Annotated in this window: 18 protein-coding genes; 11 read left to right on the plus strand and 7 right to left on the minus strand. The window is 59.4% G+C overall.

Translation table 11 applies throughout. The features are described 5' to 3' along the window. Positions 1–41: 41 nt before the first annotated feature. On the minus strand, positions 42–1832 hold the full coding sequence (locus tag DWX25_RS00685) for a PTS lactose transporter subunit IIBC (protein ID WP_117798431.1): 1791 nt from the start codon (positions 1830–1832) through the stop codon (positions 42–44). A gap of 284 nt (positions 1833–2116) precedes the next feature. Between DWX25_RS00685 and DWX25_RS00690 the strand changes: the two genes are divergently transcribed. Continuing rightward, positions 2117–3118: a LacI family DNA-binding transcriptional regulator gene (locus DWX25_RS00690; protein WP_147336897.1), complete on the plus strand. Its 1002-nt coding sequence runs from the start codon at positions 2117–2119 to the stop codon at positions 3116–3118. Between the two features lie 344 nt (positions 3119–3462). Here DWX25_RS00690 and lacG read toward each other — a convergent pair whose 3' ends face one another. Together lacG and DWX25_RS00700 are read right to left on the minus strand one after the other, a co-directional pair. Continuing rightward, complete coding sequence (gene lacG / locus DWX25_RS00695) at positions 3463–4902, minus strand: 6-phospho-beta-galactosidase (protein ID WP_117798433.1); 1440 nt, start codon at positions 4900–4902, stop codon at positions 3463–3465. A gap of 66 nt (positions 4903–4968) precedes the next feature. Continuing rightward, entirely contained in the window at positions 4969–6744 is a 1776-nt protein-coding gene (locus DWX25_RS00700; protein WP_117798434.1) for a lactose/cellobiose PTS transporter subunit IIB, read from the minus strand. A gap of 357 nt (positions 6745–7101) precedes the next feature. On the opposite strand from DWX25_RS00700, the gene DWX25_RS00705 reads away from it, so the two are divergent. From DWX25_RS00705 to DWX25_RS00735, 7 genes are all read left to right on the plus strand, one after another. After that, the gene (locus DWX25_RS00705; protein ID WP_117798435.1) at positions 7102–8106 is read left to right on the plus strand and encodes a LacI family DNA-binding transcriptional regulator; all 1005 of its coding nucleotides are present in this window, start codon (positions 7102–7104) and stop codon (positions 8104–8106) included. Positions 8107–8320: 214 nt separating this feature from the next. Next, the gene (locus DWX25_RS00710; RefSeq protein ID WP_006234827.1) at positions 8321–8659 is read left to right on the plus strand and encodes a PTS lactose/cellobiose transporter subunit IIA; all 339 of its coding nucleotides are present in this window, start codon (positions 8321–8323) and stop codon (positions 8657–8659) included. A 285-nt stretch (positions 8660–8944) separates the two neighbouring features. After that, complete coding sequence (locus tag DWX25_RS00715; RefSeq protein WP_147335800.1) at positions 8945–9967, plus strand: hypothetical protein; 1023 nt, start codon at positions 8945–8947, stop codon at positions 9965–9967. Between the two features lie 307 nt (positions 9968–10274). Then, positions 10275–10703, plus strand: a complete 429-nt coding sequence (gene lacA / locus DWX25_RS00720) for a galactose-6-phosphate isomerase subunit LacA (protein WP_117735479.1) — start codon at positions 10275–10277, stop codon at positions 10701–10703. 63 nt (positions 10704–10766) lie between these two features. Further along, positions 10767–11291, plus strand: a complete 525-nt coding sequence (gene lacB, locus DWX25_RS00725; protein WP_006234831.1) for a galactose-6-phosphate isomerase subunit LacB — start codon at positions 10767–10769, stop codon at positions 11289–11291. 119 nt (positions 11292–11410) lie between these two features. Beyond that, complete coding sequence (locus tag DWX25_RS00730) at positions 11411–12292, plus strand: aldose 1-epimerase family protein (RefSeq protein WP_117798437.1); 882 nt, start codon at positions 11411–11413, stop codon at positions 12290–12292. Between the two features lie 53 nt (positions 12293–12345). Continuing rightward, positions 12346–13281, plus strand: coding sequence for a hexose kinase (locus DWX25_RS00735; RefSeq protein WP_117798797.1), 936 nt, complete (start codon positions 12346–12348; stop codon positions 13279–13281). 241 nt (positions 13282–13522) lie between these two features. On the opposite strand, the gene DWX25_RS00740 is transcribed toward DWX25_RS00735, so the two are convergent. Beyond that, a complete protein-coding gene (locus DWX25_RS00740) occupies positions 13523–15151 on the minus strand; it encodes a UDP-glucose--hexose-1-phosphate uridylyltransferase (RefSeq protein ID WP_233505169.1) in 1629 nt (542 codons plus the stop codon). Further along, positions 15142–16347: a galactokinase family protein gene (locus DWX25_RS00745; protein ID WP_117798439.1), complete on the minus strand. Its 1206-nt coding sequence runs from the start codon at positions 16345–16347 to the stop codon at positions 15142–15144. The genes DWX25_RS00740 and DWX25_RS00745 overlap by 10 nt, the downstream gene beginning before the upstream one ends. Before the next feature lie 383 nt (positions 16348–16730). On the opposite strand from DWX25_RS00745, the gene DWX25_RS00750 reads away from it, so the two are divergent. Together DWX25_RS00750 and DWX25_RS00755 are read left to right on the plus strand one after the other, a co-directional pair. After that, on the plus strand, positions 16731–17717 hold the full coding sequence (locus DWX25_RS00750) for a LacI family DNA-binding transcriptional regulator (protein ID WP_117743253.1): 987 nt from the start codon (positions 16731–16733) through the stop codon (positions 17715–17717). 129 nt (positions 17718–17846) lie between these two features. Beyond that, complete coding sequence (locus DWX25_RS00755) at positions 17847–19007, plus strand: FprA family A-type flavoprotein (RefSeq protein WP_117743252.1); 1161 nt, start codon at positions 17847–17849, stop codon at positions 19005–19007. Positions 19008–19073: 66 nt separating this feature from the next. Here the strand turns inward: DWX25_RS00755 and DWX25_RS00760 are convergent, their stop codons facing one another. Continuing rightward, complete coding sequence (locus tag DWX25_RS00760) at positions 19074–19877, minus strand: DeoR/GlpR family DNA-binding transcription regulator (protein WP_117798440.1); 804 nt, start codon at positions 19875–19877, stop codon at positions 19074–19076. Between the two features lie 335 nt (positions 19878–20212). Here DWX25_RS00760 and DWX25_RS00765 point away from each other — a divergent pair, with 335 nt between their 5' ends. Continuing rightward, complete coding sequence (locus DWX25_RS00765) at positions 20213–21070, plus strand: class II fructose-bisphosphate aldolase (RefSeq protein WP_022095149.1); 858 nt, start codon at positions 20213–20215, stop codon at positions 21068–21070. 703 nt (positions 21071–21773) lie between these two features. Here DWX25_RS00765 and vsr read toward each other — a convergent pair. Further along, a complete protein-coding gene (vsr, locus tag DWX25_RS00770) occupies positions 21774–22763 on the minus strand; it encodes a DNA mismatch endonuclease Vsr (protein ID WP_117798441.1) in 990 nt (329 codons plus the stop codon). Positions 22764–22836: the final 73 nt, after the last annotated feature.

Consider the following 22836-nt stretch of genomic DNA (forward strand, 5'->3'; position numbering starts at 1 on the left):
GTGCCCGAACCGGGAATCCGGGCACCAACAGAGGGAGGTAACTAGTCGAGGTTCTCGCGGAGCCACTTGATGGCGCCAGCGGGGTCGCGAGTAAGGTCGATATATTCCTTACCGCGGGGAGCGAGCAGCTTAATGCCCAGGCGATCGGTGTCGGCCTTCATGTCGTTGTAGTAGCTACGAACCTGCGGGGCGAGCACGATGACGTCGTACTGATCCATGATGGCAGTGTGCTGACCATAGGCGCCTGCGGAGGAGGCGATGTTCTCTCCGGTCTGCGCAGCACCTTCCTTGATGGCGTTGGCAAGCATGGCAGAGGTGCCGGCGCCGGCGCACAGGACGAGGACCTTCAGACCGTCGACATCCTTCTTGGCGGATGCATCGGCAGCGGGCTCGGGCTCGGGCTCGGGCTGATCGGCGACAGGCTTGCTGTCGGCGGCGGCAACAGTCGTCTCGACGGAAGCGGTAGCCTGCTCGACGGCGGGCGCAGAGGGCTTGGCGGCGATGGCAGCGGCACCATTGGACTCGAGACCCAGCTCGGCGGCGCGCTCGGCCTCCTGGTCGCAGAGCAGCTTATCGTATGCCTTCAAGAACGGCAGGTAGATGATGGCGTCCAGCAAGATGATAATCGCGACAAATACCAGGGCGATAAGCTGGAAGTTCGTGGTGATGAAGATGCCGATGGGGGCGGGGGTAGCCCAAGGCACCACGAAGGAGAAGCCGTTCATGCCCACGTTATCGATAAAGAACTTGGCAACACTCACGTTGACGCAACCGGCGGCAACAAAGGGGATGAGCATGTAGGGGTTAAGGATCATCGGCGCGCCAAAGAGCAGCGGCTCGTTGACGGCGAAGGCAACAGGAACAATCGAGGCCTTACCGACGGCTTTGAGCTGCTTGGACTTCATAAAGAGAATCAGCAGAAGCGGCACGATGAACGTGGCGCCGGTGCCGCCGAACTCACCCACGAGCGACATGTTAAAGGTGAGGGAGTGGGCGGGGTGACCGCCTGCCAGCAGAACCTGCAGGTTCTCGGCCTGGTTGGCAAGACGGATGGGGTCGATGCCCGGCTGGACGATCGAGGGGCCGTGGACGCCGATGAACCAGAAGAACGCGGTGGCTGCCTGGATAAGGATAAGGCCAGGATAGGTTTCTGCGGCGGTAAAGAGCGGGGAGAGCAGTTTGATAAGCAGCTCGGAGAACGGAACGCCCATGAGGTTGCGCACGACGACATCGATGATGCCGCAGATGATGACGGCGCCGCCAAAGGGGATGATGTCGCGGAAGTTCTGAGCGATGGCCCCCGGGACCTCCTTGGGTAGCTTAATAGTCAAATCGCGCGAGACACAGAATTTGTAGACCCACACGGTAATGAACGCGGCGATATAGGCCGAGAACAGACCGCGCGTGCCCATGCTGGTGCAATCGAAGACCGAAAGTTCGGAGCCGTTGAACTTGGTGGTGAACTGCGTGACTGCGAGCAGCAGCATGCTGCACTGGGCGGCCACCATGGTGGAACCGTCGTTGAGCACTTTGCCGGCGGGCATACGACGGTTCATGGAAGCCGTAAAGTTCTTGGCAGTGGTGCCGGCGACCATGATGCCCATAACGCCCATGGTGAAGTTGTACAGCTTGTTGCACCAGTCGATGAGCGGTTGGGGCAGCGTGATGCCAACTACGCCAGGAAGGGTGGCGATCAACAGAAAGATCGAAGAGGTGAGGACGATGGGCATGCACCCAAGGAATCCGTCCTTAATGGCCTGGAGATAGATGTTCCTCGAGATCTTCTCAAAGAACGGCTGATGCTTTTCGAGCATCTTTACGATGGCGTCCATAGAGCTCCTTTGCTGCTTGATGCGCGATGCATGTGGATGGAACTGGTCGTCGATGGATGGTCAGGACTGCCCGGAAACCTTCCTGCTTGAGGGAGGCATTGCGAAATGACAACGTTGTCATTTCGTTAATGACAACGTAAGACATTTTTGGAAGAGCAACAAGGATATACGGGTGAGCGGTCGATATTGTTCGGTAAACGGTTGATTTATCAATCAGGCAGGTAGTGTATGCTAGAACGTAAAAAACAAGCGATGCAAAACCGACTGGAGAAGTAGTGGCAACGATGGACAAGAAAAATGTCTCAATGAACGATGTGGCAGTTGCCGCGGGCGTTTCTCTCAAGACGGTGTCGCGCGTGATCAACGAGCCCGATAGCGTGCGCGAGTCGACGCGCGATAGGGTCCATTCCGCAATGGAGGCGCTCGGGTTTCGAACCAACTTTGCCGCGCGTTCACTCAAGTTGGGCCGTTACGGGTGCATCGGCGTGGTGATGTTCCACTTGTCGGGCGGCGCCGTGGACATGATCGACGGTATCGCCGATGCCGCCGAAGAGCGAGGCTTTGCTCTCACGATGATCAAAAAGCGGGCGGGGGAGAAGATGACCCTTGCCGAAGCGGCGCATAGGATGTCGCAGCTTCCCGTCGACGGCATGATTTTCAACCTGCGCCAGATGGTCGATGACTTTGATACCTTTGAGGCACCGAAAGACCTCAAGACGGTGATTATTACGCCGATGGAGCATCCTACCTGCTCCACCGTCAGTGACGACCAAGAGGGCGGCGCGCGCATGGCGTGCGAGTACTTCTTGAATCACGGGCACAAGAGCGTGTACTTCGTTTCTGGTAAAAAAGAGTCACTGTCGAGCCAGTGCCGTATGAAAGGTTGGCGAGCGGCACTCGAGGCGCGTGGCATTGAGCCGCCCGAGCCTCTGCAAGGCGATTGGAATGCGGATAGTGGCTATGCCGCGGGCCTTGTGCTTGCCGATAAGCCCGATTGCACGGCGGTCCTCGCTGCTAACGACTGCATGGCAAACGGCGTGATGATGGCTCTACGTGACAAAGGGCTCGGTGTGCCCGACGACGTGTCCGTGATCGGCTTCGACGATGAGCTTTATAAGACGATTCCCAACTCGATTCTGACGTCGGTGAAGTTTCGTCACCGCGAGCTGGGCATCCGTGCGCTCAATGAGGTCGTCGCAGGTCTGGAAGCCCCGAGCTCCAGAAGCCGTACGCTCGTCTCGGGCGTGTTGGTCGAGCGCGCGAGCGTGCGGGATCTGCGGGCGTAGACGTGCTCGGCTCGTTCATCTCAACCTGTAACAGTTAGGGCCGAAATACTCGGCTAGATGTTACAGGTTGAGATTGAGAGGATTGTCCTGTGCGTTTATCTCAATTTGTAACAACTAGACGTCCAAAACCGGTTCTAGTGTTACAGATTTAGACAATTCGACCCGGTCTCCCCGGTTTGTCTTGATTTGTAACAGCTAGGGACCAAAAACTCGGTTAGATGTTACAGATTGAGATAAACGGCTTTCGACCTGCACAAAAGGGCCGGGGGCAGCGCGTCGTGTGACGTGCCGCCCCCGGCTGAGAAATGGGGACAGGTTATGTGGGCGGGTAACCCCGTCAGCCGCTAGTCCAGACGGCGGGTCTGCGCTACGTGCTTGTACCAGTAGGCGCTTGCCTTGGGCGTGCGCTTCTGGGTTTTAAAGTCAACGTAGAAGAAGCCATAGCGCTTGTTGTAGCCATTGGTCCAGGAGAACTGATCCTGCAGGCTCCACAGGAAGTAGCCACCCACGTTGACGCCCACCTCCATGGCCTTAAGCAGCCAGCGCAGGTGCTGCTCGATGTAGTCGATGCGCGGCTGGTCGTCCACAAAACCGTCCTTGTAGGGGTCCTTGTAGCCCATGCCGTTCTCGGTGATGAAGATCTGCTTGTAGTTGGGGTAGCGCTGCTTAATGTAGACGAGAAGATCGAACAGACCCTCGGGATAGATAATCCAGTCCCAGTCGGTGGTGGGGATGCCAGGCTTGTTCACATGCTCGCCAATGCCCTTAACGCGCCAGCGGCCGGTGCCCTTCTCACCCGTACCGTTGTGGTGCAGGTCGTTCTCGCCATCGTAAGCCTTGAGGAAGCGGCACTGGTAGTTGTTAACGCCCAGGTAGTCGTTGTAGAGTGCGGCCTCGCGCATAATCTCGAGGTCCTCGTCCAGGATCTCGATGGTGTCGCCCGAGATGGCCGCCAGGCGGTTGGCGCACTCGAGGGTGTCGGGAGCATAGTCGCCGCGGAAGGTGGCGTCGAGCAAGAACTGGTTCTGCAGCACGTGCTCGTTATTGGCGGCTTTGATGTCGGCAGGGTCGTTCTCGTTGAGCGGGTATTTAAACTCCAACGACTGGATGACGCCGATCTTGCCCTTAAAGCCGCCGTTGTGGAAGGCCAGTACGGCCTTGGCGTGGGCGAGCATCATGTTGTGCTCGCACTGGAAGGCCTCGGCAAGATGCGCCTTGACGCCACCGGGGAAGGTGCCCTCGATGTAGGTGTTGGAGGCGTCCGCCCAGATCTCGTTAAAGGTGAACCAGTGGGTCACCTGGTCGGCGTACTCCTTAAAGCAGAAGGTGGCAAAGTCCACAAAGGCGTCGATGGTCTCGCGGTTGAGGAAGTCGCCCTTCTCAAAGAGGGGCAGCGGCGTATCGAAGTGATGCAGCGTGACAAACGGCTCAACGTGGTGCTTGTGACATTCGGCGAAAAGGTCGTGATAGAACTGGACGCCCTCGGGGTTAATCTCACCGGTGCCGTTGGGGAAGATGCGGCTCCAGGCGATGGAGAGACGAATGCCGTTGATACCAAACTCCTCGCACAGCTCAAGGTCGACGGGGTACTGGTTGTAGAAGTCCGAGGCGGGATCGGGGGAAAAGCGCCCCAGGGCCTCCAGGAAGTCGTCCCAGGCAACCTTGCCCTTACCGTGAGTGCGGGTCTCGCCCTCTACCTGGTAGGCAGCAGTGGCGCCGCCAAAGACAAAGTTCTCGGGAAACTGCGCAGGCGGGTTGGTGACGCTAGCAGGGTTAACGGACATGATGATCCAATCGTCTAAATCGAAGGGCCAGTCGCTCTTGGATGGTCGGCTGGCCCTGAGCGTTACTTACTTCGAAAGCTGCTCGGAGACGAAGGCGAGAGACTTGTCGCCGTTCTGGGAGAGCTCGATGTACTGCTTGCCACGGCAGGCGACGCACTTGTTGCCCACGCGCTCGCAGTCCTTCTGCAGGTCGGCCAGGTAGCTGGCAGCCTGCGGGGCCAGGACGACCAGATCAAAGTCGGGGAGCATGTCCACGTGGTTGCCATAGGCCTCGGCAGCGGTCTCGAGGTTAATACCGCGCTCCTTGGCGGCCTTGGCCAGCGCGTTGGCGAGCAGGCCCGAGGTTCCGCCGCCCTGGCAGAGCACAAGCACGCGCTTGCCGTTGAGGTCGCTGGCGGTCGTTGCCCCGGCAGCGGGTGCTGCAGAAGCGGCGGGGGCGTCAGCCTTTACGACCTCGGCAGCGGCGCCGGCGGCAACGCTCTTGGCGTCGGCCTTACCCTGGAAGGCGTCGTTGAGCTTGGCGGCCTTCTCGGCGTTCTTGGCGGCGAGCTCCTCCCGGGAGATTTCGGCCTCCTCGGCGCACTTCTGGGCGTCATAGGCACGGAAGAAAGGGTAGTACAGGGCAAAGTCGACGACCAGGATAAGGGCGAGCATCACAAAGGCGAGCGGCTGGAAGCCCAGGCCCATGATGGTGCCAATGGGGCCGGGGACGGTCCAAGGCAGGGTGTACATAAAGCCGTTCATGCCCAAGAAGTCGATAAAGACCTTGAGGATCCAGATGTTGGCGATCGGGGCAAAGACAAACGGGACAAAGAAGACGGGGTTGAGCACGATGGGCGCGGCGAACAGCAGCGGCTCGTTGACGGCAAAGCACACGGGGACGATGGCGGCCTTACCGACGGCGCGCATCTCCTGGGACTTGGCCAGGAAGCAGAACATAAAGACCAGGACGAGCGTGGCGCCGGTACCGCCCATGCAGACGACGAAGTACTGGGCACCCTGGGTCAGGACAGCGGAAGCGTGCTGGCCAGCCTGGAACGCAGCCAGGTTGTCGGTCATGTTGGCAACGAGCGCGGCGGCGATGGCGGGCTCGACGATCGAGGGGCCGTGGACGCCCACGAACCAGAACAGGCTCATGGCGCCGTAGATCACAGCGAGGCCGATGTAGCCATCGGCAGCGGTGAACAGGGGCTGGAACACCTGGATGACGCCCTGGGCAAAGCAGAAGCCAAAAGCAGCGCGGAAGACGATGTCAAAAACCCAAAAGACGGTGATGCAGACGGAGAAGGGGATGATGTCCTTGAAGGTCTGCGAGATGTTGGGCGGAACCTGCTCGGGCATCTTGACGGTGATGTTGCGCTTAATGAAGAACTTGTAGATGATGCCGGTCACAAACGCAGCGATAAAGGCGGTCAGCAGGCCCTTGGAACCAAGGTAGGTGGTGTTGAAGCCGCTGGCGGCGTCCGTGGCGATCGTGTCGCTCGAAAGGAGCAAGAAGCCGATGATGGCCGCGCACATGCACGAGATGAAGTTGATCTGATTGTTCTTGGGCAGGTCGCGGTTCTGAGCGTCGGCGAAGTGCTTGGCCGTGGTGGCGGCGCAGGCGATGGCCAGGATGCCCATGGAGTAGTTGTAGCACTTCCACAGGGCGTTGTTGATGTCATCGGGCCAGTAGAAACCCCAGATGTTGGGGACCGAGGCTACTAGGCAGAAGATGGACGAGAAGATGATGATGGGGATGACGGAGATAAAGCCGTCGCGAATCGCCTTGAGGTACTTGTTGCGGGCGATCGCGTTGAAAAAGGGCTGGCCTTTTTCGATGGTGGCGATGAGTTGCTCCATGCAAAGCTCCTAAGAGTCGGTGGGTTAGCAACGATGGTAGCTTTTGACATCTGGTTGCCAAAATGTTGACGTTGCCATTTTGCGACACAAAAAAAGATGTGAATCGGTGGCCCCTGTGCCTGTAGACCGTCGATTCCTTGCGTGTAAACGATTGAGCTGCCCGGTGGCTCTGTGTTTGCACAATGGCAACGTTAACATTTGGGCGACAAAAGCCGTTCGGCGAAGCAGAATTGTCGGTGAACGGTAGGTTTTGGGTGGTAAGCGTATCGTTGGAGAGACGTTGGATATACTTAAATGTGTTCAAAATGACTGCGCAGGATGCCGTCAATGGCATCGTTGACATAGAAAGATCGACCTATGGCCGCTGTTAAAAAATCGGTATCCGTCAAAGATGTGGCGCGCCTCGCGGGCGTCTCGGAGCAGACGGTCTCGCGCACCGTGCACGATTCGCCCAGCGTGCGCCCCGAGACCAAGGAGCGCGTGCGTGCCGCCATGCGCGAGCTGGGGTATCGCCCCAATTTTGCCGGCCGGTCGCTGCGCCGCGGCAAGTTCAAGACCGTCGGCGTCGCCATGTTCAACATTACCGGTACCGGCAACCTCGATCGTATGGAGGGCTTTGCCGCCGCGGCCGACAAACATGGCTATGCCATCACCCTCACTAAGGTAGACGGGCATCCGTATACCCTCGAGAGCGCATCGTCGCGTATGAGCGCACTGCCGGTGGACGGCGTGGTCGTGATCATGAATCGCATGCCGGCGGACTTTGGCACCTTCGAGCCGCTGTCCGGCATGCAGACGGTGCTCGTTACGATGTTGGAGCACCCGCTCTGTTCAACGGTCGATAACGACCAGTTCGATTGCTCGCGCCAGGTGGTCGAGTACTTGCTGGAGCAGGGGCACAAAACCGTGCACTTTATCTCGTGCCCCGAGCGCTCGCTTTCGGGCATGCGGCGCGAGGAAGGCTGGCGCGAGACATTGCGTGCGCATGGCATTGAGCCACCGCAGCTCGTGCGCGGCGACTGGACGGCGCAGAGTGGATATGCTGCCGGCCAGGTGCTTGCGGATGATCCGACCTGCACGGCCATCTATGCCTCCAACGATGCCATGGCATATGGCTGCATTCGCGGGCTCGAGTCGCGCGGGAAGTGCGTGCCCCAGGACGTGAGCGTGGTGGGTGTTGATGACAGTCTGGGCGACATCGTGCCCGATTGTCGCCTGACTACGGTGCGCTTTGACAACAAGCGCGTCGGCATGTGGGCGGTCGACAAGATTGCCGGCGCCGAGGGCGTTGAACCCGGTGTGGAGCACATGCTGTTTCCGGGCGTGCTCGTCGAGGGCGATACGGTGCGCGATGTACGCTAGGGCGCGGGTCTGTTTGGGTTTCCGCTAATGGTGTTCGATATTGTTTGGATTGGTTTAAAAACCGTTCACGGGCGAAAAGTGACCGTTCATAGCTCGAAATTACGTTTTGCGCTGTTCCTTTTTGTTTGAATGTTATTGTTTCTGTCATACACAGCGCAGCGCGTATGCCCGGACGCGATGCTCTCCGTTGGTTCATATGTGAAAGGAACGCAATATGGCAACCAAAGAAGAAATCTCGATGGTTGGATTCGAGATTGTCGCATACGCAGGTGACGCCCAGACCGATCTGCTTGCAGCGCTCGATGCTGCTCGCGAGGGTGATTTTGAGAAGGCCGAGCAGCTGCACAAGGATGCCAGCGATGCGCTCATCGGTGCCCACGACACGCAGACCAAGCTGCTTTCGCAGGAGGCCGGCGGCGGCGAGATGGAGATGACCTTCATCATGGCCCATGCTCAGGACACTCTCATGACCACTATGATCCTGGAGAAGCAGACCCGCTTTACCATCGATGCCTACAAGCGCATCGCCGAGCTCGAGGCCAAGCTCGCCTAACGAGCCCTCACAACCAAGTCCCCTTCCAAAAGCCCTGCCGTTACCCGCGGCAGGGCTTTTTCTGTCCTCCTCCAAGTTGCGGTGAAATGGGGACTGAATAGGGGCCGGCGGGCGCAAAACAATCCCTATTCCACCGCAACTCATTCCGAGATAGTCATTGGGGACGTTCTTAAACGACTAGTCATTGGGGACAGCCTTGGTGCGCTCCATTCGTCCTCCCGTTCGATTTTTGCTCGGTGGGTATACTTCCATCCGCAATACAGACCGGACTGAGGAGGTATCCAAATGCCGGATAACGGGTCAATACAAAAAAGAGACGTGCGCGAGATGGCTCATGGGCGTCCTGTCCAGATAACCGAGCACACGACGGTAACCGAGCTGCAGCCCAGCCTGTCCGATGTCGTGTGCGCAAACAAAAAGCTGCAGATTGGCTTTATCGTTGCGCTCGTAGTACTGGCGCTGCTGTCGGGCTTTGTAGCTCGTCCGCATTTTGCCGATACCAAAACTTGGGACTCCACTATCGAGGTCATCGATCAAAAGAAGGGCAATGTTTTGGCGCTCACGACCTCGTGCGTGGCACTGTCTGCGGGTATTACCGCGCTGCCGGGTGATACGGGAACGCCGGTTGCCGAGCAGCTCGCGCAGCTTTCAGGCAACCTTGGTATCGTGCTTGCCGTGCTCTACCTAGAGAAATATTTGCTCACGATTTTGTGGTCGGTTGGCCTGGGCATCTTAATCCCGTTTGCGTTGGTACTCTTTGCGGTGTCGCTCGGCATTCACGGGCGCTGGAGCACGAGCACCGTTCTGCGCCGCGCGGCGACGCGCGTGCTGGTGGTTGCCGTGATCGGTATGGCGCTTGTGCCCGTGAGCGTATGGGTGTCGCAGAAGGTCGATGAAACGTATCGCGTAAGTATTGAGCAAGCCGAGCAAAAGGCTGCGGATGCGGCCGACACCACGGACAAGTCAGTCGAGACCAGCTCAAAATCGAACAAGAAAAAATCCGAGACCACGGAGTCCAAAAACGTGCTCGAGCAGTTGACTGATGGGGCATCGAGCCTTGTTACGTCGGTGACCAGCGGCGCCAAACAGATGACTGACGAGATCGTGCAGCAGGTGACCGATCTGATCGAAGGTGTCATCGTGATGATCGTGACCTCGTGCGTGATTCCACTGCTGGTGCTCGCGGCGTTTTTGTGGCTGGGGCACGTGCTGCTGGGGATCGATATCTCCGGTCCCGCGAACTATCTGACGGGCCGTTTCTTGAGCGCTCCGTCTAAACATGCCAAGAAGAGCGGGCAGTCTGAGTAGCTAAAACAGCTGTATATACCGGGGAATACCGCCGAAGGGCGGGCGAGACACGTTCTCGGCCGCCTTTTTGTTTGTTGAACACGTGGTCACTACGTCCGCGCCGGGCCCAAACGGCCAGCAATCATCCGTAAACGGTATTTGTTCAAAAAAGAACAAAGATAAACAAATAATACTTGCAGTTACTGTTCGAATGTGTTCAAATAAACATGAACAGTGAAGAACCGCACATTCAGATGCCCGGACCTGAACGCGATTCAACACTTCCAAACAGAAACTACGCACCTGCGTATCTCTCAAGGAGGATGTCATGAGGGTTGTAATCGCTTCCGATGCCGACGGTATGTCGATGAAGGAGTCCATCAAGGAGATGCTCATCGCCGACGGTCACGAAGTCGTCGACTATTCCGAGACCCCTGCCGCGGACCTTGTCGATTCCGCGACCGCCGTTGCCAAGGACCTGCTGGAGCACAAGGATTCCCAGGGCTTCGCATTCGATAAGTACGGCGTCGGCTCCTATATGGCTGCCGTCAAGATCAAGGGCATGGTCGTCGCCAACATTTCCGACGAGCGTTCCGCTTACATGACCCGTGAGCACAACGGCTCGCGCATGGTCACCATGGGCCCGGGCGTCGTGGGCACCGAGGTCGCCAAGAAGATCGCCCGCGAGTTCCTGCGTGCCCAGTACGCCGGCGGCCGTCACCAGATCCGTGTCGACATGCTCAACAAGATGGCCTAACGAGAGCCACCGAGAACTCGAACTTCTACCTCAACTTGTGAATTCAGACGAAAGGACGTTCTGATGAAGAAGACCATCGCAATCGGTTGCGACCATATCGTTACGGACGAGAAGATCTATCTGGCCGACCGCCTGGAGCAGGCTGGCTACAAGGTGCTCGACTGCGGCACCTACAGCCACACCCGTACGCACTATCCCATCTACGGTAAGGCCGTGGGCGAGGCTGTTGCCAGCGGCAAGGCCGACTTTGGCGTGGCCCTGTGCGGTACCGGCATCGGCATCACCAACGCCGTCAACAAGGTTCCCGGCGCCCGCTGCGCCCTGGTTCGCGACATGACCTCTGCCCTGTATGCCCGTCGCGAGCTCAACGCCAACATCGTGGGTTTTGGCGGCAAGATTACCGGCGAGTTCCTGATGGCTGACATCATGCTTGCCTTCCTGGAGGAGCCCTACGAGAAGACCCCCGAGCACGATGCCCTGATCGCCAAGATCGATGCCTGCAACAAGGCCGACGCCGAGGCTCAGGCTGATCCGCACTTCTTTGACGAGTTCCTCGAGAAGTGGGACCGCGGCGAATACCATGATTAGCGGGTATCCGGCGTAATTAACTAGTCCGTTGACGGCTCGCGTTTCTGTGAGGGGGCGCGGGCCGGTTTTCTATCAGCCCCACTGACTTGGCGGGCTGGCGTACGAAAGTGAAGGCTCCTATGGAGTTTGTTCTTGATAACGGTTCTATTCGTGTGGCACTGAGCACGGCTGGCGGATCGTTCACTTCGATTAAAGCCAACGGTCGCGAGTACCTGTGGCAGGGCGATCCTTCGGTCTGGTCGGGCCAGGCACCCATTTGCTTTCCGATTTGCGGCGGCCTTCGCGACGGTCACGCAATGACCATGGGCGGCCGCGAGGTTAAGCTCGCCCGCCACGGCTTTGCGCGCAAACAGGAGTGGAAGCTCGAGGAACAGAGTGACAACATGGTTGCGCTGAGCCTAAGCTCTGCCGACCATGCCGAGTTGCTCGAGCAGTACCCGTATCCGTTTAAGATCGTTGCTCGTTACACGATTGATTCGGAAAAGGTGGCCGTGTCGTACGAGGTGACCAATGAGGGCACCGAGGACATGCCGTTCTTTGTGGGCGGTCACCCCGGCTTTAAGTGCCCGCTCGACGAGGGCGAGTCCTACGACGATTACGAGCTCCGTTTTGAGCAGCGTGAGGCCGCCGAGCTCTGTACTGCCGTTCCCTCGACGGGCCTGATTGATGTTGAGCATCGCAGCAAGAACCCCATGATCGGCCAGAACCTGCCGCTTACCCACGAACTCTTCGACTTCGCGGAGACCATCTTCGACGTGCTCGAGAGCCGCGTGGTTACGCTGACCAAGAAAACCGAGGACAAGGGCGTGCGCCTGACGTTCCCCGATATGCCGTACCTGATTGTGTGGAGCAAGCCCGAGGGCGACTTTGTGGCAATTGAACCGTGGGGTGGCCTGTCCACCTGCTCCGACGAGGACGATATTCTAGAGCACAAGCGTGGCTGCCTGGTGGCCAAGCCGGGGGAGACCGTCACCCGCGGCTTTGAGATCGAGATCCTTTAACGAGCTATCGTATGTTTGGGGTGGGTCATGCCGCCCCGGAACAGGAGTTCAATATGATTCTGACCGTTACCATGAACCCGTCGATTGATACGCGCTATCAGCTCGACAAGCTGATCATCGACGATGTTAACCGCGTGACGCCCGAAAAGACCGCTGGCGGCAAGGGCCTCAACGTGAGTCGTGTGCTGCTGCAGTTGGGCGACGATGTGCTCGCGACCGGTCTGCTTGGCGGCCACATGGGTGCCTATATGGCCGAGCTTATGGATGCCGACGGCGTCAAGAATGACTTTGTGCCCATCGCCGGTGAGACGCGCATTTGCCTGAATATTCTGCACGAGGGTAATCAGACCGAGCTGCTGGAGAGCGGCCCGCAGATCGCTCCGGCCGAGCTCGAGGCCTTTACGGCCAAGTTCGCCGAGCTCGCTGCGAAGGCTGACGTCGTGACGCTTTCGGGCTCGCTGCCGCGTGGCGTCGATGCCGGCTACTATGCCAAGCTCGTCAAGATCGCCGAGGAGGCGGGCGCCAAGGTGCTGCTCGACACCTCGGGTGCATCGCTGGAGGCTGCGCTGGAGTCCGACGCCAAGCCCGAGCTTGTGAAGCCCAATCTGACCGAGATCAACGGTCTGCTGAGCACGTCCTTCACGACTGACGATGTCGATGCCCTGCGCGAGGCGCTTGCCGCCGATGGCCGTTTTGCCGGTATTCCCTGGGTTGTCGTTTCGATGGGCGCTGCCGGTTCGGTGGGCTTCCATGAGGGTCGCGCATTCCGCGCCAAGACGCCCGCGATTGCGGCTGTGAACGCGACGGGTTCCGGCGACTCGACCATCGCCGGCTTTGCGCATGCCATTGCTGCTGGTGCCGACGACGTCACCGTGCTCAAGACTGCCAATACCTGCGGCAAGCTCAACGCCATGGACCCCAAGACCGGCCACCTGGTCATGGACCGCTGGGACGAGGTCTACAACAGCGTTGAGGTCGTAGAGTTGTAGCGGTTGCGACTCCTAATAGAATGAGCGTGGACAATCTCCTGCTTTTGGGGCCCATACGAGCTCAAAGTGGGAGATTTTCCACGCTCGAGTCATTAGTCGTTGGGGACGTTCTTGTTTGACTAGTCGTTTAAGAGCGTCCCCAATGACTACACGCAAAAATGGCGCCCGCCGGCGATGTTGCCGGCGGGCGCCGGTGTCTTGAAGACGAAATGATCCGTTTTCCTTCGTCCGAAAGGGATCATTACAGTGAGTCGATAAAGCGCTGCTGGGCGGCGCGGCCGGCTTCGTCCCATTTAAAGACGCCGGCGTTGTCGAGCACGTGGCCAAACACCACGCCGACCTCCTCGTGCAGGATATCGATGGCGTTGTCCGCCGTAAGCTCGTCGGCGCGGCGGGCATAGACATCCTCGGCCCATGCGGCGTGGCTGCGGCAAAGACTATCGCCCTCGAGCGCGCCGGCAAGGTCGTAGCTGGCATCGGCCTTGGCCGCCAGCAGGTGCTCGCGGACAGCACCGAGCTCGGGAACCAGGCGCGGCGGAAGAATGGCGAGACCCATAACCTCGATCAGGCCGATGTTCTCCTTCTTAATGTGGTGATACTCGGCATGCGGGTGGAACACGCCCAACGGATGCTCGTCGGTCGTGATGTTGCAGCGAAGCGCCAGGTAGGCCTCGTAGATTTCGCCGCCGGCATTGCCGCGGGAGTCGACGCGGCGGATGACGGGTGTCACGGTGTTATGCGCCATGCCATCGGCTGTGTGCGCGATGACGCCCACAGACTCATCGGTCCACTCGCGCCAGGCGAGGATAATCTTCTCGGCAGCGTCGAGCAGCTGAGCGCGATCATGCGAGCGCAGGCGAAGCACCGAAAGCGGCCACTGCAGCACAGCACCCGTAACGCTGTCAAAGCCGGGCACGCTAAACTGTGAGACCTCGGTGGCATGCATCATGGGGAACTCGTGCGCGCCGCCCTGGAAGTGGTCGTGCGACAGAATCGAGCCGCCCACGATGGGCAGGTCGGCGTTGGAGCCAATAAAGTAGTGCGGGAACAGGTCCACAAAGTCGAGCAGGCACGTCAGGCCCTTGCGGTCAACGTGCATCGGGCGATGCTCGGAGCTCATGGCAATGCAGTGCTCGTTAAAGTACGCGTACGGGCTGTACTGGAAACCCCAGCGATCGCCATTGAGCGAGATGGGGATAATGCGCAGGTTCTGGCGTGCAGGATGAGCGCCGCCGTCGGCTGCGGCGGAGCGTCCGGGGTAGCCCTCGTTTTCGATGCAGAGCTGGCAGGCGGGATACTTTTCGCCCGTGTTCTTGGCGGCACCTGCCGCGGCGATATCGCGCGGGTCCTTCTCAGGCTTGGACAGGTTGATGGTTATCTCGAGATCGCCCCAGTTGGTGGGGGTGCTCCATTTGATGTTGCGCGCGATGGCGGCACGGCGCACGTAGCCGGCGTCGCAGCACAGGCCGTAGAACCAGTCGGTCGCGGCGCGGGGCTCGTTGACGCCCATGCGGCCGTTGAACTCCTCGTTTACAACCGAAGGCCTCGGCATGAGCATACCCATGATGCGCATGGCGATGCGGTCGCGCCCCGATGCCGTGTCCTCGGCAGCACCGTTGGCAACGGCGGCCTCGGCAAGCGCGGCGAGCGTGCCCTCCAGGTCAAAGTCGGGCAGGGTATCGGGGTGCAAGAGCGAAATCTTCTCGGTCTTGAGCGCCCAAGCCATGTCGAGTGCGGGGCCCGTGGCGCCGATGCACTCCAAAATGGTGTTGTATGCCCAGATGCGATCGTCCTGGCCGATCATCGACCGGTGGATAGCGTACTCGATCAGGCCCTGCGCGGCCTCGCGCACGTCGGTCATTACAGCCATGCCGCGTAAGCCCCCTTGTCAGAAATTGCGTAGTGGCGGGCAGAGCCCTCGCCCAGCCAGCCGTTCATCTTGGCAATGAAGGTGTCGACCAGGTCGAGCGGCACGAAGGCCTGGATGGTGCCACCAAAGCCGCCACCGTGAATGCGAACGGCGCCGCGGCCGTCGAGCACGTGCTCGGCCAGCGCCAGGGCATACATGGAAGGCTGCTCAGATCCCAGCTTGGCAACAACATTCTGCAGGTACATGGCGGAGCTGGCGCCGGACTCGCGCGTCAGGACCAGGAACTGATCGATATCGCCGGCGTTAAGGGCCGACCAACGCTTATCGACCAGGCCGTTCTCGTACCAGTAGTGAACGGCGCGCAGGCAGGCACGGTCGCCCAGCTTGGCGCGCAGCTCGGGGAGCTTGGCGTCAAAATCGGCAACGTTTACCTCGCACAGGCGTGCCTTGCCAAACTCGGCGGCGACGTCTTGCATTTCGCGCGGAACGGCGGCGTAGTCGTCGGTGGCGGCCACGTGGTCGGCACCGACCTTAACGAGCACGAGCGCATAGCCGTGATCTTCAAAGTTGAGCTCGAGCTTCTGGGTCTTAGGCTGAGCCTGATCCTCAAAATCCATGTAGGCAAGGCCGCCCAAGCACACGGCGGCCTGGTCCATAAGGCCGCAGGGCTTACCGTAGTAATTGTTCTCGGTGCGCTGGCTCATCTGGGCGAGCGCGACGGGCTCGATGGCGGGCGCTCCCCAGAGCGTCTCCATGGCACGACCGTATGCCGCCTCGACAGCAGCGGAGCTCGAAAGACCGCCGCCCGAGGGGACGGAGCAGGTGAAGGCGAGGTCGAAGCCCTGGGGCTCAACGCCCAGAGCAGCGATTTCGTGGGCCATGCCGCGGACGAGGCTCGCGGACGTGCCCTTCTCGGACTCCTGAACGTCTAGCGTGTCGAGCGCGATCTCAAACGTGGGATAGCCCTCGTCGGCAACGCGGACCTTGTTGGAAGCGGTTGCCACGGCGATGCCGTCGACGGCGACATCGAGCGAGCCGGCGATAACGTGGCCGCCCTCGTGGTCGGTGTGGTTGCCGCTGATCTCGGAGCGGCCGGGCGCGTGCACATAGAGCACCTGGCGATCGCCGATGGGGCCAAACTCATCCTCGAACAGCTTGGTGAGCGTGGCGAGTGTCTTTTCGTCGGGAGCGGTCATGAGGGTCCTTTCCTTGGCGCATACTGACGAGCTTTGCGTCGTAGTGAGTACGTTAACAATCTGAAGCGGCGTAAACTCAGCATCTACGATGCCGCACGTTACGGGCTATGTTAACGTACTCATAACACAACGCTTATCACTTTTTGAGAATCTGGTAATCGGTAGAAATTCAGCCGTGAACGGTATTGCCGTATGGACTTATAGAGCAGAAGAGTTGCGGATTGAAAAAGTAGAGTACGTTAGCATGCGTCCGACGATAGCGGGCTTCGGCGCGGGGTGTGTTTCTGCCCGGGCCGGCATTCACGCTATTCAGATCTCGCAAGGGTGAAGGTGATCCTGTGGCAAGGCGCCCGTCCAACGATACAGGTACGCGTCCGGTCTCCATGGCCGACGTCGCCCGCGCTGCTGGCGTTTCGCAGCAGACGGTTTCGCGCGTCGCCAACGGCTTGCCCAACGTTAACGAACAGACGCGCCAGCGCGTGCAGGCCGCCATGCAAGAGCTCGGCTTTCGTCCGAGTTATGCCGGTCGCTCGCTGCGCGACGGCCGCTACCATTCGGTCGGTCTGTGCGTCAACGATGTCACCAAGTTCGGTAACCTGACGATGATCGACGGCATTGCCAGTGCGGCCCGTGAGCGCGGTTGCGCCATCACGCTGGTCGAGATGTCCAAGACCGAGGAGTTTTCGCTTGCCGAGGCCACGCGTCGTATGGCTGCATTGCCGGTGGACGGCATCATCATCGGCATGAGTCGCATGGCGCCCGATTTTGAGTCGTTTGATCCACTGCCGGGCATTGGCACGGTTATCGTCACCATGTATGCGCATCCGCGCGTGACCACGGTCGATTCCGATCATTACGGCTGCTCGCTGCTGCTCATGGATCACCTGTTTGAGCTGGGGCACGAGCAGATTCGCTATATTGGTGGCCCGTCGTTCTCAGTCGACGAACAGTTTCGTCGCGCCGGCTGGCAGGATGCACTCGAGCGTAAACACATCGAGCCGGTAGAGCCGCTCGAGGGTGACTGGTCTGCCAACAGCGGTTACGAGGCCGGCAGGTACCTGGCCGAGCACGACCGCACCATGACGGCGATTTACGCGGCAAACGACCAGATGGCAAACGGCGCCATCGCCGCGCTGCGCGATAGCGGCTTGCGCGTGCCCGAGGACGTGAGCGTGGTGGGCGTCGATGACTCACTCGACGACTTTGTCGCGCATAACGAGCTCACGACCGTTCGATTCGACTTGCATCAGCGCGGACGAGAGGTGTTTGAGCATGCGGTTCCCGAGGCGGGTACGGCGGGCAAAACCGTTGCCATTCGTATTCCCGGCCAGCTTATCGTTCGACATAGTACGGCGGCACCGCGCGCATAGTTTCCGCAGGTCAACGGTGATATGTTGAACATCAATAACAATCGATAAGGATGCCGGCAGATGGCTGTTGGGATGCAGCCGAGTGCTATGATAGACGGGTTCTTTTGTCTATCTAGGAGGTTTTGCCTGATGGAGATCACCAAGGATATCCGCTACATCGGCGTCGACGACCACGACATCGACCTGTTCGAGGGCCAGTACGACGTGTCCGAGAACGGTATGGCATACAACAGCTACGTTATCTTGGGCGAAAAGATCGCTGTCGCCGATTCGGTCGACGCTGGCTTTGTCGACGAGTGGCTCGGCAACCTCGAGGCCGAGCTCGATGGCCGTACGCCCGACTACCTGGTCGTCCATCATATGGAGCCCGATCACTCCGCCGGCATTGCCGCCTTTATGGAGCGCTATCCCCAGGCCCAGATCGTGGCAAGTATGGGCGCCTTCCGCATGATGGTCAACTTCTTTGGCACCGATTTCCCCGAGCGCAAGATGGTCGTCAAAGAGGGCGATGTGCTCGACCTGGGCGGCCACAGCCTAACGTTTGTTGGCGCCCCCAACGTTCACTGGCCCGAGGTGCTCTTCTCCTACGAGGCCACCGACAAGGTGCTCTTTAGTGCCGACGGCTTTGGCAAGTTTGGCGCCAACGACATCGAGGATCCTGAGGGCTGGGCCTGCGAGGCGCGCCGTTACTACTTTGGCATCGTGGGAAAGTTCGGCAAGTTTGTGCAGGCCGTGCTCAAGAAGGCCGCCGATCTGGACATTCAGATTATCTGCCCGCTTCACGGCCCCGTGCTGACCGAGAACCTGGGTTATTACCTCGACACCTACAACACCTGGTCGAGCTATCAGCCCGAGGACGACGGCATCACGATTGCCTACGCGAGCGTGTACGGCCATCTGAAGGCCGCCGTTAAGGAACTCGCATCCGCGCTTGAGGCTCGCGGCCAGAAGGTTTCCGTCTTTGATCTGGCTCGCGACGACATGGCCGAGGCCGTTGAGGATGCGTTCCGCTATGACCGTCTGGTACTCGCTTCCATCACCTATCAGGGCGAGATCTTCCCGTTTATGAGCACCTTCATCCACACGCTCGCCGAGCATGCCTACCAGAACCGCACGGTGGCGCTTGTCGAGGCCGGCTCTTGGGCGCCCGCTGCTGCCAAGGTTATGACCAAGGAGCTCGAGGGCATGAAGGACATCACCCTGACGCAGAACAAGGTGACCGTGCTGGGTTCGCTCAACGACGCCTCGCGCGCCCAGATCGAAGCCCTCGCCGACGAGCTTTCCAAATAGCGATACGCTCACTTTTGACGCGCAAACCACCACAAAGGGGACAGGCACCTTTGTGGTGGTTTTTGTTTATGCGCCGGTGATGATGAGGTTCGGGCGTTCGTCATCGGCAATCTCGGCGATTGAGGTGGCAACGGCATGGTCGGGGTCGCAATCCATCACGACGGTGTCGACATCGGTCAGTTCGGCAAAGCGATACATGCCGCGTCCGTTGACCTTGCTGGCGTCCATGAGAGCGGCGCTTTGACGGGCTGCGGCGATCATAGCCGCTTTGGTCTCGGCCATCTGGGGAAAGTCGGTCGTAAAGCCGCAGTGGGGGACAAAGGCGCCGGGGCACATGACGGCAAGGTCTGCGTGGACCGTTTGAAGCGCCTGCATGGTGAGCGGGCCATATAGATAGCGATGGCCTTTGCGCAGCGCCCCACCCAGCATGACGACATCGACCGAGGGCATGCTTTCGTCGATGTAATCGGAAATGGTGATGTCGGCCGTGATGACGGTGATGCCGTCGCGCTGATCGAGGAGCCGGACAAACTCGAGTGCCGTGGTGCCCGAGTCGACGAGCAGGGTGTCACCGTTGCCGACGAGTTCAATGGCACTTTGTGCGATAGCCTGCTTGGCGGCGACATTGATGTTTATGCGGCGATCTTGCGTGGAGACAGTTAGGCGTTTATGAAGCGACACGGCGCCGCCATGCGTGCGGCGCAGCTTACCGGATTCGGCGAGCGCGTCCAGGTCGGCGCGGGCGGTGACAGAGGACACGCCAAAGGTTTGGGCGATGTCTGCCACCTGAACGGAGGCGTTATGCTCGAGCATTTCCATAATGGCGGCGCGCCGCTCGTCGGCGAATGCTCGAGTTGTTACGTGGGCCATAGCTGCTCCATCCGCGTCTGAAATTTGCAGGAATTGTGTTGAGTCCATTTTCGTTCATTTTCTTTTTAAGTAAGAAAACACCTTTCGATTACTTATCTTTTCTATAAAAGAAAGACGATTCGCGTGAAAACTTCAGTGTCGGATAGAGAAATTTGGTCCGAATCCCTTCCGTTTGCTTTTCAAAAACGGGTGTCCTGACCTGCGTGCCGGTGATATCTCATACATGTAACACGAACGATTTCCATACAATGGGCGCAGCAAAACGCAAGGTAAAAGGCCTTGCGGACACGTACGCCCGATGTCCAGATGCGGGCGAGGGAGAGGAGCAAACGCTCATGGCACTTGTTACCACCGAAAAGATGCTCAAGGACGCTCAGGCCGGCCACTACGCCGTCGGCGCGTTCAACGTCGAGAACCTCGAGTTTGTTATGGCCGTTCTGGCCGCTGCCGAGGAGACCAAGTCCCCCGTCATCATGCAGACCACCCCGGGCACCATCAAGACCGCTGGTCTGGACTACTTCTACGGCATGGTCAAGGCTGCCGCCGAGCGCGCTTCCGTGCCCGTCGCTCTGCACCTCGATCACGGCGATGGCTATGACCGCTGCATGCAGGCTTTCCGCACCGGTTACACCTCTGTCATGATTGACGGCTCGCACGAGTCCTTCGAGGACAACATCGCCCTGACCAAGTCCGTCGCCGACGCTGGCCGCGCCATGGGCGTGCCCGTCGAGGCTGAGCTTGGCAAGGTTGGCGGCAAGGAGGACGACGGTCCCGCGGTTGAGGGCGAGAGCCCCTACACCGATCCTGCCGAGGCCAAGGAGTTCGTCGAGCGCACCGGCTGCACCTCGCTGGCCATTGGCGTTGGCACCAGCCACGGTGTGTACACGAGCGATCCTCACATCGAGCAGTCCGTGGTCAAGGCCATTCGCGACGCCGTCGACGTGCCGCTGGTTCTGCACGGCACCTCCGGTGTGCCCGATGAGCAGGTCGCCGAGGCTGTGAAGAACGGCATCTGCAAGGTTAACTATGCCACCGAGCTGCGTCAGGCCTACACCAAGGGCTTCATGGCCTACATGGCCGAGAACCCTGCCTGCTTCGATCCCAAGAAGCCGGCCAAGGAGGGCATGCGTGAGATCACCGAGCTGGTTAAGATCCGCATGACCAACCTCAACTCTGTGGGCAAAGCAGAGTAACAGCAAGGGTACTCCGACTCGCTACATATCCCGGGGAGGGACGAGGGCTTAGTTCCCCAATCGTCCTCGGGCATGCAAAAAGCCTCGCTGCGCACTTCGTGCGGCGAGGCTTTTTGCCCCCTGCGGAAAGATTGGGGAACTAAGCCCTCGTCCCTCCCAGGTTGACCTACTCGAGGTCGTCGCCCTTGTGGCGTTGGGCGGAAAATTGGAGCGTTAGGGCTACTTTGTTGATGGGGGGGCTAGTATGCCCGGGCTTGGTTGGGGAAGGTTTTGTCTAGGGATGCTTGGAGCTTTTCGAACGATGCTTGCAAGTTGAGATTCTGATTGGTTGAGCGTTTGGCTTTTGTGGTGGGGGAGTCGAGGAGACCGTCTCTCTGTGTCGGGGGGAAGGAGAAAAGGTCTGCATGTGTTAGGGATGGCTGCTGTGCTGCGTCATTGGAAGAATGCATGCTTATGCGGCCTCCTCGATATCCACCAAAAGGATGCGCGCGGGGTGTGCTGCTAGGTCCCGTGCGTTGGCAGTATTATGCCGCGGCCGTCGCAAAGAAGCGCTAAAGAAAGGCTTAATGAGGTTTGGCGTTACGATGAAACCGCAGGTCAGAGGTATCGAGTAACACTCTTGAAAGGTTTTGGGCTTAAGGGCTTTCTAAGGTTTGTGACGTGGATGTGGCTCGCCTGTGTGGGGTGTGTGGACGGCTCGTTCCTAGCGCTGCGGCTCTGCGGCGCGCACCCGCTCGATGACCTTTTCCATCGTGGCGTCGATGCGGTCTTTTTTGAGATCGCATTCCCAGATGGTTATGGACGTCCAGCCCATTTGAGTGAGTGCTGCCACGGCAGCGCGGTCGCGCTCGACGTTGCGACGGAACTTTGCCTCCCAAAACTCAACATTGCGTTTTGGCTGGCTCGGATTGCACTTAGGGCAGCGATGCCAAAAGCAACCGTTGACAAAGATGGCGATCTTGCGGCCGGGGAAGGCGATGTCGGGCTTGCCGGGAACCTTCCATTCCAAGCGATAACCCGTAAGGCCCGCTGCGCGCAGGCGCTGGCGAACGAGCAGCTCGGGTTTGGTGTTTGCACGCTTGTTGCCCTTCATGGACTTTTTGATGGCAGCGCGACGGCGCACCAGTTCGCGCTCGTCGGCGGAAAGGTCCGAGGTATCGATGCCGTCGAGCAGACCGGGCTTGGGACGCTTTTTGCTGCGGCGCCTAGGTGCGCGCTTGGGCTTGGAAGCGGGCTCGTCGGTCGTGGTGGCCTCGGTGTCGTTGGCAGTGCTGTTGGCCTTAAGCCGATCTTCCTTCAGCTCAATCAGGGCATCAATGAGCCCCTTGTCGGCGGGCATCCATTCCACCGTGGTAAGCGAGGTGCGCGGAATCCAGCGGATATCGAGCTGGCGGTCGTGCTTCTGAGGCTCATCGGATTCATCGGCGAGCGAGCAGTAGTAGCACTCCATTGAGAGGTGGAAATCTGGGTAGTCATACTCAACGGTGTAGAAGTCACGCAGGTTGGTGACTCTGACCTGCAGCTCTTCCATGAGCTCGCGGCGCACGGCGTCTTCAGGTGTCTCGCCGCGCATGAGCTTACCACCCGGGAACTCCCAAAGTCCCTGCATGTCGCCGTAGCCGCGCTGCACAGCAAGTAGCTCGTCAGATCCATCCTTGCGAATGATCCCAGCGGCAACATGAACAGTCTTCAACAGGAGTCCTCTCTCAACATCATTACATGACGGGGTAGTCTTTTTGGGACGGGGCTTTTTTAGCTGCCCTATG

This window comes from Collinsella sp. AF18-8LB (assembly GCF_003459795.1).
Classification (GTDB): Bacteria; Actinomycetota; Coriobacteriia; order Coriobacteriales; family Coriobacteriaceae; genus Collinsella.